This is a genomic window from Microbacterium salitolerans (genome assembly GCF_019720895.1).
Taxonomy (GTDB): domain Bacteria; phylum Actinomycetota; class Actinomycetes; order Actinomycetales; family Microbacteriaceae; genus Microbacterium.
In genome coordinates this window covers 89,674-103,177 of the sequence record NZ_JAHKSH010000003.1, presented here as the reverse complement: position 1 = coordinate 103,177, position 13,504 = coordinate 89,674, and the positions used below count along the sequence as shown (strand labels likewise).

Annotated in this window: 12 protein-coding genes; 5 read left to right on the top strand and 7 right to left on the bottom strand. The window is 69.7% G+C overall.

What is annotated here, in order from left to right:
- Positions 1-5 precede the first annotated feature (5 nt).
- A complete protein-coding gene (gene aroQ / locus KOL93_RS07025) occupies positions 6-443 on the bottom strand; it encodes a type II 3-dehydroquinate dehydratase (protein ID WP_221584635.1) in 438 nt (145 codons plus the stop codon).
- Between the two features lie 38 nt (positions 444-481).
- The gene (locus tag KOL93_RS07020) at positions 482-2,260 is read right to left on the bottom strand and encodes a sugar phosphate isomerase/epimerase and 4-hydroxyphenylpyruvate domain-containing protein (RefSeq protein ID WP_221584634.1); all 1,779 of its coding nucleotides are present in this window, start codon (positions 2,258-2,260) and stop codon (positions 482-484) included.
- Positions 2,261-2,417: 157 nt separating this feature from the next.
- Between KOL93_RS07020 and KOL93_RS07015 the strand changes: the two genes are divergently transcribed.
- Genes KOL93_RS07015 through KOL93_RS07005 form a run of 3 tightly spaced genes read left to right on the top strand, consistent with a single transcriptional unit; the run spans position 2,418 to position 5,352 of the window.
- Complete coding sequence (locus KOL93_RS07015) at positions 2,418-4,154, top strand: carbon starvation CstA family protein (protein WP_221584633.1); 1,737 nt, start codon at positions 2,418-2,420, stop codon at positions 4,152-4,154.
- Between the two features lie 5 nt (positions 4,155-4,159).
- Positions 4,160-4,417 carry a cory-CC-star protein gene (locus tag KOL93_RS07010; protein ID WP_374107114.1) on the top strand — a complete coding sequence of 86 codons (258 nt, stop codon included), beginning with the start codon at positions 4,160-4,162 and terminating at the stop codon, positions 4,415-4,417.
- Complete coding sequence (locus KOL93_RS07005) at positions 4,408-5,352, top strand: ArsA family ATPase (protein ID WP_221584632.1); 945 nt, start codon at positions 4,408-4,410, stop codon at positions 5,350-5,352. Before KOL93_RS07010 ends, KOL93_RS07005 begins: the two co-directional genes overlap by 10 nt.
- An 8-nt stretch (positions 5,353-5,360) precedes the next feature.
- On the opposite strand, the gene KOL93_RS07000 is transcribed toward KOL93_RS07005, so the two are convergent.
- Genes KOL93_RS07000 through KOL93_RS06985 form a run of 4 tightly spaced genes read right to left on the bottom strand, consistent with a single transcriptional unit; the run spans position 5,361 to position 10,092 of the window.
- Positions 5,361-6,869: a mannitol dehydrogenase family protein gene (locus tag KOL93_RS07000; protein ID WP_221584631.1), complete on the bottom strand. Its 1,509-nt coding sequence runs from the start codon at positions 6,867-6,869 to the stop codon at positions 5,361-5,363.
- A 28-nt stretch (positions 6,870-6,897) separates the two neighbouring features.
- Positions 6,898-7,770: a carbohydrate ABC transporter permease gene (locus tag KOL93_RS06995; RefSeq protein WP_221584630.1), complete on the bottom strand. Its 873-nt coding sequence runs from the start codon at positions 7,768-7,770 to the stop codon at positions 6,898-6,900.
- On the bottom strand, positions 7,770-8,705 hold the full coding sequence (locus KOL93_RS06990) for a carbohydrate ABC transporter permease (RefSeq protein WP_260406031.1): 936 nt from the start codon (positions 8,703-8,705) through the stop codon (positions 7,770-7,772). Before KOL93_RS06990 ends, KOL93_RS06995 begins: the two co-directional genes overlap by 1 nt.
- A gap of 28 nt (positions 8,706-8,733) precedes the next feature.
- Positions 8,734-10,092, bottom strand: coding sequence for an ABC transporter substrate-binding protein (locus tag KOL93_RS06985; RefSeq protein WP_221584629.1), 1,359 nt, complete (start codon positions 10,090-10,092; stop codon positions 8,734-8,736).
- A 204-nt stretch (positions 10,093-10,296) separates the two neighbouring features.
- Here KOL93_RS06985 and KOL93_RS06980 point away from each other — a divergent pair, with 204 nt between their 5' ends.
- Positions 10,297-11,250 carry a sugar-binding transcriptional regulator gene (locus KOL93_RS06980; RefSeq protein WP_221584628.1) on the top strand — a complete coding sequence of 318 codons (954 nt, stop codon included), beginning with the start codon at positions 10,297-10,299 and terminating at the stop codon, positions 11,248-11,250.
- Positions 11,247-12,698: a xylulokinase gene (gene xylB, locus KOL93_RS06975; protein WP_221584627.1), complete on the top strand. Its 1,452-nt coding sequence runs from the start codon at positions 11,247-11,249 to the stop codon at positions 12,696-12,698. The genes KOL93_RS06980 and xylB overlap by 4 nt, the downstream gene beginning before the upstream one ends.
- Before the next feature lie 81 nt (positions 12,699-12,779).
- Here the strand turns inward: xylB and KOL93_RS06970 are convergent, their stop codons facing one another.
- Complete coding sequence (locus KOL93_RS06970) at positions 12,780-13,307, bottom strand: hypothetical protein (protein ID WP_221584626.1); 528 nt, start codon at positions 13,305-13,307, stop codon at positions 12,780-12,782.
- Between the last annotated feature and the right edge of the window lie 197 nt (positions 13,308-13,504).

Genomic DNA, 13,504 nt, shown 5'->3' with positions numbered 1-13,504 from the left:
AGGCGTCAGGCGAGCGTCGCGACGAGCTGCCGCACGGCGAACTCGTACCCGCGGATCCCCGCGCCGGCGATGACGCACGTCGCGACGTCGCTGAGGAAGGAGTGGTGGCGGAAGGGCTCGCGGGCGTACACGTTCGTCACGTGCACCTCGGCGAACGGCAGGTCGACGCCCTGCAGGGCGTCGCGGATCGCGACGGACGTGTGCGTGTAGGCGCCCGCGTTGATGACGATCGCGTCGCAGCTCTCCCGGGCGGCGTGGATCGCATCGACGAGCGCCCCCTCGGAGTTCGACTGCACGCAGCGCACCTCGAAGCCCAGCTCGCCCGCCACGTCGCCGACGAGCGCCTCGACGTCGGCGAGGGTGTCGGATCCGTACAGGTCGGGCTGGCGCGTGCCCAGCAGGTTCAGGTTCGGGCCGTTGACCACCAGAATGCGCTTGTTCACGCCGTGCCCTCCTCGTTCGGGGCGTCCGGGAGGCGCACTCACGCCACCATCTGCCGCTGCGCCGACAAGCGTACCGGCGCGCTGGGAGCGCCGTAGCCGTCGTACTCGCCGCGGCGCTCGACGATCTCGAGGAAGAGCCCGCCGAACGTGGGGGTGTAGAAGTGGATGAACTCGCCGGTCTCGTCGCGGTCGTACAGCAGATGGAGCCGCTGGAGCGTCGCGAGCAGGTCGGGATCCAGAGCGAACCGCGCCGCGAGGTCGTCGTAGTAGTTCCCGGGGATCGTCAGGAATGCGAGCCCTCTGTCATGTGCTCGCTCCGCCACGGCGATCGCATCGTCGACGCGCACAGCGAGGTGGCGATGCGGAACGGGCGCCGTCGGCGGCGCGAGGTTCAGGGGGAGTCGCACGACGCGATCCCGCGAGCGCATGACCTGGCTGCGCACGAGCCCTCGGGGGCCCGGCACATCGGCGGGCGGCTCGGCATCGAGGCCGACGACGCTCGACATGAACAGCACGGCCTCGTCGAAATCCTGCCAGGGGTACGCGACGTTGATGTGGTCGATCTCGCCGCGGAACGCGCTGTCATCGTCGCCGCCGACGAACTCGCGCACCCACGAGCGCTCCGGATCCTGATCGTTCCAGTACACCTCCGTGCCATCGGGCGAGGCGACCGCACGCAGCTCGACCTCGCCGCGGTACGTACGGCGGTAGATCGGAGGCGCGCCGAGCGCCGCCGCGCGATCGGACGCCGCCGCGGCGTCGTCGACCGTGAGACCGAACGCCGAGAGGCGCGGTTCGGTCAGGCGCACCTGCTCGTTCAGGATCACCCGGGCACGGCCCGCCGTCCAGAGGCGCACGGGCTTCGTCTCGTGCGTGCCCCGGAATGCGAAGCCGAGCTGCCCGAGGAGCTGATCGAGATCGTGCAGATCCGCGCCCGCGATCTCGACGAAGTCGACGCCATGCGCCTGCGGGGCCTCGACAATGCGGGCGTCGGACCAGTCGTGGGACGCGGCCGTGCGATCCGCGAGCCACGTGAGCGAGCGACGCGCGTGGGCGGCAGTGCGTACGACCTCGGTCTGCCGGAAGGTGTCGTTGAACACCTCAAGCGACAGCGGCCCCGCGTATCCGGCGCGCAGCACGTGCCCGAGGAAGCCGGTGAGGTCGAAGTCGCCTTCGCCGGGAAACAGGCGGTGGTGGCGGCTCCACTGCAGGACGTCCATGTCGAGCGCGGGTGCGTCGGCGAGCTGCAGGAAGAAGATCTTCTCGCCGGGGATCCCCTCGATGCCGGCGGGGTCGTGCCCGCGACTGAGGATGTGGAAGCTGTCGAGGCACACCCCGAGGTTGGGTCGGTCTGCGCGCTCGACGAGACGCCAGGCGTGGCGGTAGTCGTCGATGAAGCGGCCCCAGGCGAGCGCCTCGAAGGCGATGCGGATCCCCCGCTCGGCCGCGAGGTCGGCGAGCTGCGTGAGCTGGCGCACCACGAGGTCGTCGTCGTCGATCGTCGCCGTGCCGGCGTTCGTGCAGAGGAGCATGAGGTCGGTGCCGAGCCGCTCCATCACGTCGAACTTCGCCGAGGCACGCCGCATGTTGTCGGCGAACGTCTCCTCGTCGACTCCCTCGAAGTCTCGGAACGGCTGGTACATGTCGATCGTCAGGCCGAGCCGGTCGCACAGCGCGCGGATCTCCTCCGGCGACTCGAACGCGGTCACGAGATCGGCGTCCATGATCTCGACGCCGTCGAAACCTGCCGTCGCACACGCATGGATCTTCTCGACGAGCCCACCCGACAGACACACCGTCGCCACTGACGTCTTCATGCGAGTAACGTACCAGGTCGTACATTATTCGCGATCCGTTTCTGCGAGCCGGTTGAGAGTACGCTGGGAGACATCGGTCGCCGGTGTCTCCTGCGTCCGCACCTCTCACAGCGTCACGCCCCGCGCACGCTGTCAATGACGACAGAAAGGGCATCGCATGGACTCCGTGTTCCTGCTGCTCATCGGCCTCGCGATCTTCTCCTTCGGCTACTTCGTGTACTCGAAGTACCTCGGCAGCAAGGTGCTGCGGCTGAACGCCGCCTTCCGCACGCCCGCGCACGAGAAGAACGACGGGATCGACCACGTTCCCACCAACAAGTTCGTGCTGTGGGGCCACCACTTCACGTCGGTGGCGGGGGCCGCGCCGATCGTCGGGCCCGCGATCGCAGTGATCTGGGGATGGCTGCCCGCCTTCCTGTGGGTCACGATCGGCACGGTCTTCTTCGCCGGCATGCACGACCTCGGCGCGCTGTGGGCGTCCGAGCGCAACAAGGGCCGATCGATCGGCGCGCTCGCGGCCCGCTACATCGGCCGCCGCGGGTCCTACGTGTTCCTGCTCGTGATCGCGCTGCTGCTGCTCATGGTGATCGCGGCGTTCGCCGTCGTCATCAAGAACCTGCTCATGGCCAACCCGTCGGCCGTCATCCCCGCGTGGGGCGCGATCCCCGTCGCGATCCTCATCGGCCTCGCCGTCTACAAGCTCCGCTGGAACCTCGCGGCCGTCACGGTCGTCGGCGTCGTCGCCCTGTACGCGCTGATCTTCGTCGGCGACAGCTTCCCCGTCGTGCTGCCCGACCCCATCCTCGGCATGGCGCCCGAGACGTTCTGGATCCTCGCGCTGTTCGTCTACGCAGGAATCGCCTCGCTTCTGCCCGTGTGGCTCCTCCTGCAGCCGCGCGACTACATCAACGGCGTGCAGCTGTTCATCGGGCTCGCGATCCTGTTCATCGGCACGATCGTCGCCGGCCTGTTCTTCGGCAACGGCTTCGTCGCGCCCATGATCAACGACGCCGTCCCCGCCGACACTCCCGGCATCTGGCCGCTGCTGTTCGTGACGATCGCGTGCGGTGCCATCAGCGGCTTCCACGGTGCGGTCGCGAGCGGCACGACGTCGAAGCAGCTCGACAAGGAGCCCGACGCGCGCTTCGTCGGCTACTTCGGCGCCGTCGGCGAGGGCATGCTCGCCCTCGGCGCGATCATCGCGACGACCGCGGGCATCCAGTCAGTCGCTCGATGGAACGAGATCTACAGCACCTTCAGCGTCGACGGCGTCAATGCGTTCGTCGAGGGCGGCGGTCGCATCGTCGAGATCGGCCTCGGCCTGCCGCAGTCGCTCGCCGCGACCGTGCTCGCGACCATGGCGGTCCTGTTCGCCGCGACGACCATGGACACGGGCGTGCGCCTCCTGCGCTTCGTCTTCCAAGAGGCCGGCGAGATCATCGGCGTCAAGCTCAACACGGTCGTCAGCACGGTCATCGTGCTCGTGGTGTGCGTCGCGCTCGTCTTCAGCCAGGGCATCGACGGATCCGGCGGACTCACGATCTGGCCGCTGTTCGGCACGACGAACCAGCTGCTCGCGGCGCTCACCCTGATCATCGTGTCGATCATGCTGATTCGGAAGCGCCGCAATTACTACGTCGCCGTCCTCCCGCTGGTGTTCGTGTTCATCGCCGCGTTCTGGGCCGCGATCCTCCAGGTCGGCACGTTCTGGAACGGCGGCGAGGAGACGAACTGGCTGCTGCTCGTCCTCGACGTCATCATCATCATCGCGGCCGTGTGGGTCGCCGTCGAGGGCATCACGGCCATGCGCCGTGCGACCAAGGAGCCGGCCGAGAACGAGGACGCCGACCTCACCGACCACGTCACGGGCGTGGTTCCGACCGCGACGAAGTAGCAACCGTGTCGTCGCGCTGGGCCTCCTTCATGAAGGGGCTGAACGACTACTACGCGGGCCCGTACCGCAAGACGTTCGGCAGGGCCCAGCGCGACGAGGACGACCACTTCATGCTCGTCGTGCTCGCCGAGTCGCTCGGCGTGCCGGATCCTGCCGCCTACTACACGGCCGAGCTGCTGCCCGCCGTCTACGAGGACTTCCACGCGTGGCACCAGCGCGCGGGGATGGAGCGATCGCCGTTGGACCACATCTCGTGCTGCTGAACTCCGTCGCGACGCACCGTGCCGTGTTCGTGGGCGGCAAGGGCGGCGTCGGCAAGACATCGCTCGCGTCGTCGATGGCGCTCGCGCGCGCCCAGCGGGGATCCCGCGTGCTCGTCGTCTCGACGGATCCCGCTCACAACCTCGGACACCTGTGGGAGCAGCCGGTCGGCGACGACATCACGCCGCTCTGGTCCGCGGGAGACGGCCCCGGCCTCGTCGACGGCGTCGAGATCGACCCCGCCCGCACCGTCGACCGCCACCTCGCCGCCGTGTCCGAGACGATGATGCGGCTGCTGCCCGACCGCCTGCACCGCGCCGCGCGCGACCACCTCGAAGCGGCTCGCGACGCCCCCGGAACGCACGAGGCCGCCGTGCTCGAGCGCGTCGCCGAAACGCTCGAGACAGGGCTTGATCGCTACGACCTCGTGCTGTTCGACACGGCGCCGTCCGGGCACACCCTGCATCTGCTCGCGATGCCCGAGCGCATGACGGGATGGACAGAGAAGCTCCTCGCCAACCGCGACCGCTCCGAGCGCTTCTCCGTCGCCTACGGCGCCCTCGGCGGCACGAAGGACACGTCCGACCGCGACGCCGAGCTGCGGCGCATGCTGCTGCGGCGCCAGGCGCGCTTCTCGCTCATGCGCGACACCCTCACGGATCCGCACCGCACGGGCTTCGTCCTCGTCTTCGTCCCCGAGCCGATGCCCATCGCCGAGAGCCGCGAGGTCGCGGCGCAGCTGCGCAATCTCGGGATCCCCCTCATCGGCGCCGTGGCGAACCGCCTCTCACCCGCCGACCTCATGCCCGCCCGCGCCGCCCGCGAGGAGGCGCTTCTGGCGAGCCTCGACCTCGGCGCACCGGTCACGCGGATCCCCCTCGTCGACGAGCTCATCGGCCTGCCGGCGCTGGAGCGGATCGCGGGGGCGCTGGCGTAGCGGCTTCGTCACAGCGCTTCGTGGGCCGCGAGGCGGCGCACCGTCTCCTTCGCGCCGCGCTCGTGGAGCGAGGCGAGAGCCGCGAGGTACGGCGCCGCGAACTCCTCGCGCGACGCGAGGTCGCCGAAGAACCGCTCCTGGTGAACGAACGCAAGCGGATTCTCACTCTGCGTCGCCGCGACGGCCTTCAGCTCGTCCGCGAAGCGGTCGACGACCTCGATCGGGGATCCGTCCTCGTCGACGGCCTCGTCGTATCGCGCCCACGAGGCGCAGATGGCCGCCGAGACCTCGACGGGTGCGCCCGACGCGAGGTTGTCGGCGATCACCGGCACGAGCCACTTGGGGATGCGGTCGGACGACTCGGCGCCGAGCCGGGCGAGCGTGTCGCGGATCTCGGGGTTCGCGAAGCGCTCGATGAGCGTGTCCTTGTAGTCGTGGAGATCAATGCCGGGAACCGGGTCGAGGCTGGGCGTGCCCTCCTCGTCCATGTAGCGGCGCAGGTACCGCGCGATGTCGGGATCCGCCATCGCCTCGTGCGCGTAGGTGTGCCCGGCGAGGGTGCCGAAGTACGCGAGCCCTTGGTGCGACGCGTTCAGCAGCCGCAGCTTCATGTGCTCGTACGGCACGACGTCGTCGACGACCTGCACGCCCGCCTTCTCATACGGCGGCCGCCCCGTCGAGAAGCGGCCCTCCAGCACCCACTGGAAGAACGGCTCGGCGACGACGGGCCACGCGTCGTCCACTCCCGCGTCGCGCAGTTCGTCGCGATCCGCGTCGGTCGTCACCGGCGTGATCCGGTCGACCATCGAGTTCGGGAAGGCGACGCGATCCTCGATCCAGACGGCGAGGTCGGGGTCGACGAGCCGCGCAAAGGCGCCGAACATCCGGCGCGCGACCTCGCCGTTGCCGGCGATGTTGTCGCACGACTGCAGCGTGAACGGCTCGATCCCGGCCGCGCGGCGGCGGCGCAGGGCCTCCGTCACGTACCCGAACACGGTCGCCGGGGCGCGCCCGGAGCGAAGTGCCCCGACGTCGGCGACCACGCCGGGCTCGTCCGCGACGAAATCGCCCGTCACCGGATTCACGTTGTAGCCGCCCTCTGTGACGGTGAGCGACACGATGCGGATCGACGGATCCGCCAGGAGCGACAGGAGCCCCTCCGGGTCCTCGGGCCCGTAGCGATAGTCGACGAGGGATCCGATGACGCGGCGATCGCGTCCGCCGTCCGCGTGCTTGATGACGAGCGTGTACAGGTGATCCTGTGCGGCGAGCGCGTCGCGCATCCGCTCGTCGGACGGCAGCAGCCCGGCGCCGACGATGCCCCAGTCCATCGCGAGCCCCTCGGCGTGCAGATCGTCGAGCACCATCGCCATGTGGGCACGGTGGAAGCCGCCGACGCCGAAGTGCACGATGCCGGGCGAGAGCGCCGCGCGGTCGTACGTGGGGACGGCGACGCCCATCGAGGCGATCGCGTCGAGCGTGGACGCCGACGGGCGCACGGACGTGTCGGATGTCATGATTCCTCCTTGGATCGGCGCGGGCGCGTCACTTGACGGCGCCCATCGAGAGGCCCTGGACGAGCTTGTCCTGCGCGGCGATGCCCGCCACGAGAACCGGCACCGAGATGACGAGGGAGGCGGCGCACACCTGTGAGAGGAACAGGCCCTGCGACGTCACGAAGCTCGTGAGGAACACGGGCGCCGTCGACGCGGCGGTGGATGTGAGCACGGAGGCGAACAGGAGCTCGTTCCAGCTGAAGATGACGCAGATCAGCGCGGTCGCGGCGAGTCCCGGCGCGGTCAGCGGCAGGATGATCTGGGCGAACACGCGCGGCAGCTTCGCCCCGTCGATCTCGGCCGCCTCGAGGATCGCGAGAGGCACCTCGGCAAGGAACGAGCGCATCATCCACACCGCGATCGGCAGGTTCATCGACGAGTAGATGATGATCAGCAGCAGCCAGGTGTCGAGGATCCCGAGCACCCTGGCGAGGATGAACACCGGCAGCAGGCCGGCGACCATCGGCAGCATCTTCGTCGAGAGCAGGAAGAACAGTACGTCGGACCAGCGCTGGATCTTTCGGACCGCGAGCGCGTAGGCCGCCATGGTCGCCAGCACGAGCACGATGATCGTCGAGACGACCGACGCGACGGCCGAGTTGATCAGGAACGGCCAGGGATCCACGCCGCCGCTCGCGCCGAAGAAGTCCGCGAACGACTCCATCGTGAGCGGCGCGAGGAAGCTCGGCGGGTTCGTCGCCGCGTCGACCTCGGAGTGCAGCCCGGTCAGAACCATCCACAGGATCGGCGTGATGAAGATCAGCCCGACAAGCCAGGCGACGACGGCGAAGACGACGTTCGTCGCGCGGCCCTTCTTCCGGCGCCGGACGAGCGGCCGCGCGGGTGCGGTGACGACGGTCATCAGCTCTCCTCCTTCAGCAGGCTCGACGCGGTGCGCAGAGCGAAGGTCGCGACGATCAGCGAGGCGGCGACGACGACCACGCCGACGGCCGACGCGACGCCGTAGTCCTGTGCCACGAAGAACTCCTGGTAGATGACGTACGGCAGGTTGGCCGTGCCGAGCCCGCCGGACGTCATCGTGAACACGGTGTCGAAGTTCTGCACGATGTAGATCGTGCCGAGCAGCGTCGCCAGCTCGATGTACCGCCGCATGTGCGGAAGCGTCACGTAGCGGAACGCCTGCCACGGCCCGGCGCCGTCCATCATGACCGCCTCGTACACATCGAGGGGTCGCGACTGCAGCCCGGCCAGCATGATGAGCATCATGAACGGCGTCCACTGCCAGACGAGGACGAGGCCGATCGCGAGCAGCGGGGACGTCGACATGACGTCGAGCTGCGGGGCGTTCTCGCCGAACAGCGTCGTCAGCATGCCGTTCAGCAGTCCGTACGACGGGTTGAAGATCGCATGCTTGAACACGAGGGCCGCCGCGACGGGCACGATCAGGAACGGCGCGATCATCAGCGTGCGGACGACGCCGCGGCCGAAGAACTTCCGATCCAGCAGCAGCGCGATCAGCATGCCGAGCACCGCCGACACCACGACGACGCCGACCGTCAGCGACACCGTCACCCAGACGGCCCGCAGGATGTCGGGATCCGTGAACACTGTGCGGTAGTTCTCGAGGGTCCCGAACGAGATGTCGTTCGGATACTGCGCCTTCCAGTTCATGAACGAGATCACGATGGTGATCGCGAACGGGATCTGGGTGACGACGATGACGAACAGCAGCGCGGGGAGCATGGGGACCCGGCGCAGCCAGCGGTTTCCTTCGCTGGCCGCGCCCGGGGCCGCCACGATCGCGCGCGTGTCCGGTGCGAGTGTCGGCGTGGACATCACGGCCTCCTGAGGGGCTCGGCGGTTCCTACTTGTAGCTCTCGCCGATGTCCTGAGCTTCGGCCTGGCCCTTCGACAGCGCGTCCTCGACGGATCCACGGCCCGCGATCGCTGAGCTGATGTCCTCGGAGACGCCGGTGGCCAGGTCCGCGAACTCGGGAATCGCGACGAACTGAACGCCGAGCGCGGGGCGCGGCTGCACGCCCGGGCTCACGGGATCCGCCGACTCGATCGCGTCGACCGTCTGCTGATAGAACGGCGCCGCGGCCTCCTGGTACTCGGGGTTGTCGTACGTCGAGGCGCGCTTGCCTGCGGGCACGCGGGCCCAGCCGAACTCCTCCGCGACGAGCTCCTCGTACTCCGTCGACGACGCCCACGCGACGAACTCCTTCGCCTCCTCCTGGTTCGCGCCCGCGGCCTGGATGCCCCACGCCCACGTGTACAGCCACGAGCTCGACTCGGTCTCCTTGACGGGAGCGGCGACGTAGCCGATGTCTCCCTTGACGGGCGAGTCCTCGGCCTCGAGGGTGCCCGTCGCGGCCGTGGAGTCGTACCACATCGCGACATTGCCCTGCTGCAGGTTCGTGAGGCACTCCGTGTATCCCGACTGCGCGGCCCCGGTCTCGCCGTGCTCTCTGACGAGGTCCACGTAGAAGTCCACGGCCTCCGTGAACTCGGGGTCGTCGACATGGGCGTCCCAGTTCTCGTCCCACCAGGTCCCGCCGAACGTGTTGACGACGGTCGTCAGAGGAGCGAACATCTGTCCCCAGCCCGGGAGCCCGCGCAGGCAGATCCCGGCCATCCCGGGCTCGACTCCGTCGACCTCGGCCGCGAGCTCGGCGACCTCGTCCCAGGTCGGGTTCTCGGGCATCGTGAGCCCTGCCGCTTCGAACACGTCGGTGCGATACATGAGGAACGAGCCCTCGCCGTAGAACGGCTGGCCGTAGACCTCGCCGTCGACGGTGAGCGATTCGGCCATCGGCGCGAGGATGTCGCTCTGGTCGAAGTCGGGATCGTCGACGACGCCCTCGGTCATCGGCGAGAGCCAGCCGTTGCGCGCGAAGGTGGGGATCTCATAGTTCGACAGCGAGGCGACGTCGTACTGCCCGGCCTGTGCGGCGAACTCCTGACCGATCTTGGCGCGCACCTCGTTCTCCGGGAGCACGGTGTAGTTCACGGTGATGCCCGTCTCGGCAGTGAAATGGTCGGCCGTGAGCTTCTGCAGGTCGGCCATCTGCGGGTTGTTCACCATGATGACGTCGACCTCGCGGCCGTCGCCGTCGCCGCCGCTCGCTGCGCCACCGGCTCCGCCGCACGCGCTGAGCGCGAGCACGCCCACCGCGGCGGTGGATCCGATCGTGATGCGCTTCGTCCTGCTGCGTTCCATGTCCTGCACTCCTCGTCTCTGAGGGGCGGCGAAGGCTCGGCTTCGCTGCCGGGTCCGAGTTGGCACTCGATCGTGCCGCACATATGAGAGCTCGTGCTCACCTGAGAAGCTACGGTGCCACGACGCGCTCAGATGCGCAAGGGGTATCGTCTGAGCACGCGTCGCTCATCGGAGAGCGCCGACACCATGACCGAGGGAGGCCACGTGACCGCGACCCCGACCGCACGGCACCGACGGCTGCTGACCCAGCTGGCGCGCGCCTACTACCTGGACCGGCTCTCCAAAGTGCAGATCGCCGATCGCTTCGGGCTGAGTCGCTTCCAGGTCGCGCGCATGCTGGACGAAGCGCACGACGCCGGCGTGGTCACGATCACGATCGAATCGGGATCCTCCGGATTCGACGATCGCGCCGACGACCTCGCGAGTCGCCTCGGGATCCGATCGGCCATCATCGTCGACGAGGACGCGCGCGACCTCACGACCGCGATGGGCCGGGCCGCGCTGCGCTACATCGATGCGCAGGCGCGGCCCGGGCAGCGGATCGGGATGTCGTGGTCGCGCACCCTCGATGCCGCCGCCTCCTTCGTGCCCGCACTCCCCCCGAGCACCGTCGTCCAGCTCGCGGGCGCCCTCCAGCTGGGCGACGAGCCGTCGCGCCAGGAGGTCTTCACCCGCCTCGGGCAGGATCCGGCGGTGCACGTGGCGAGGCTCTTCGCACCGCTGCTCGTCACGGAGGCGGACACGGCCACCGACCTGCTCGCGCTCTCCGAGATCACCCTCGCCCTTCAGGCGGCCGACGACCTCGACCTCGCCCTCGTCTCGGTGGGCTCGTGGCAGGAGGACCTCTCGTCTGTCTGGCTCAAGTGCACCCCGGACCAGCGAGAGGCCGCCGCCGCCGCAGGCGCCATCGCCGAGACCTCCGGACGGCTGATCGCCGCAGACGGATCCCCGGTCGACACGATCGACGACCGCATCATCGCCGTCTCCCTCGACCAGCTGCGCGCCGCGAAGACGACCGTCGGCGTCGCCCACGGGGCGGCCCGCGCAGACGCCGTGCGTGCCGCGGCTGCGGCCGGCATCATCGACGTGATGATCGTCGACGCGGGTCTCGCCGAGGCGCTGCTCGCCGAGACCTTCGACGACGAAGAGCCTCGATGACACCCGGCGGAACGCAGCTGGTGGCAGGCGTCGACTCGTCGACGCAGAGCTGCAAGGTCGTCATCGTCGACCGCGCGACGGGCGAACTCGTCCGCGAGGGATCCGCGCCGCACCCGCGAGGCACCGAGGTCGACCCGCACGCCTGGTGGGAGGCTCTCGGCGTCGCCATCCGCGCGGCCGGCGGGCTCGACGACGTCGCGGCGATCAGCGTGGCCGGCCAGCAGCACGGGCTCGTGGCCCTCGACCGGCAGGGCCGCGTCGTCCGCGACGCGCTGCTCTGGAACGACACGCGCAGCGGACAGAGCGCCGACGACCTCGTCGCGGAGGTCGGATCCGAGGCCTACGCGCGCCGGACCGGCATCGTGCCGGTGGCGTCGTTCACCGCGTCGAAGCTGCGGTGGCTGCGCCGCCACGAACCCGAGAACGCGGATCGCGTCGCGGCCGTCGCACTCCCCCACGACTGGCTGACATGGCGCCTGCGAGGCGGCGGCGACGTCGAGCGGCTCGTCACCGATGCCTCCGACGCCAGCGGCACCGCGTACTTCTCGGCCCGCGACGGATCCTACGATCTCGACCTGTTCGAGACGGCCTTTGAGGCGACGGCGCGCGAGGCGGGCGACGCCTCCGCGCCGGGGATCGTGCTGCCGCGCGTGCTCACGCCGTCGGAGCGAGCCGGATCCACGGATCGCGGCATCGTCCTCGGTGCCGGGGCAGGCGACAACGCGGCGGCCGCGCTCGGCCTCGCACTGGACCCCGGCGACGTCGCCGTCTCGCTCGGCACGTCGGGGACGGTGTTCGCGGCGACCTCGGCCGACATCCGCGACGCGACCGGAACCGTAGCCGGGTTCGCAGCCGCGGACGGCGCGCGGCTGCCGCTCGTCGCGACTCTCAACGCCGCGCGCGTGCTCGACGCCGCCACGCATGCCCTGCGCACGGATCATGCCGGCGTGTCGAGTCTGGCGCTGCAGTCCGGACCCGGCGCGGCGGGGTTGACGCTCGTGCCGTACTTCGAGGGCGAGCGAACCCCGAACCTCCCGGACGCGAGCGCACACCTCGCCGGCATGACCCTGGCCAACACGCGGCCCGAGCACATCGCGCGCGCGTTCGTCGAGGGGATGCTGTGCGGCCTCGCCGACGGGCTCGACGCGCTCATCGCACTGGGAGTACCCGCGGACCGGCTGCTGCTCATCGGCGGCGCAGCGCGGAATCCGGCAGTCCGGGAGGCCTCCCGCCACATCTTCGCGGCCCCTGTCGACGTCCCGGAGCGGGCGGAGTACGTCGCACGCGGTGCGGCGCGGCAGGCCGCCTGGGCCCTGACGGGAGAGCTTCCCGAGTGGCCCGTCCCGACCGTCGCCACGTTGCACCCGGCATCCTCCGGTGTGCGGTCGCAGTACCGCTCGGCATCCGCCAGAATCGTCGCCCCTGCTCGGGTGCGTCAGCAAACGTGACCATGTGCTCCACGAGGGCGGCGCCCGTCGATCAGAGGCGACGAACAGAGCGAGCGTCACCGTGGCCCCGAGGCGCCGCTCTCACTCCGGCGCCGGACCGTCGTCAACCCGCGTCACGACGTGCTTCGCGAGGCCGGCGGCTCCGGCGCCGCGGCCCGTCACGCCGATCTGCGCCTCGCGCTTCAGGAAGAACGTCCACGCGACGGTCAGGCCCACCATCACCATGATCACACCGGTGACCGCAACCGCAGTGGCGTCGTCTCGCTGCGCATCGGGAAGGGCGGAGTCGTCCGCGATCGGAATCGCGATGCCCGCCATCACGAGACCCGCCACCAGGACCAGCACTCCCAGAAGCGAGAACGCCAGCATGAGAGCGCGCTGCCTCCGCAGACCGCCCGGAGGGAGCACCTGCAGCTCGGCGACCGTGTCGCATTCCGTGCACGACGCCGTCACGTGCATCGGCGGCTCGCCGTCGGCTGGCCGAATCGCCTCCCATCGGTATCCGCGATAGTCCCATCGTTGCATTCCCGCGCCGCCGGACCTCCCCAGGAAGTTCTCGCGGTGCATGAAGGCGAAGGTCTCCGTTCGCTGGGCCTCGCTCTGCGTCATCTGTCCTCCTGAGAATCGAGCGGACCGGATCGATCGGTCCCGGCTGCGGACGACGCGCGCCCGACGTCGAGCGCATCGTCGCCGGGCGTCCGCCGATCCGCCCCGGCACGGTCTGCCGGTCATGATATCCAAGGGCCGCGCCTGTCCGATCGCCGCGGAGCCCCCGCATACGCCGAGGAGGACGCCGCGTACGGCGT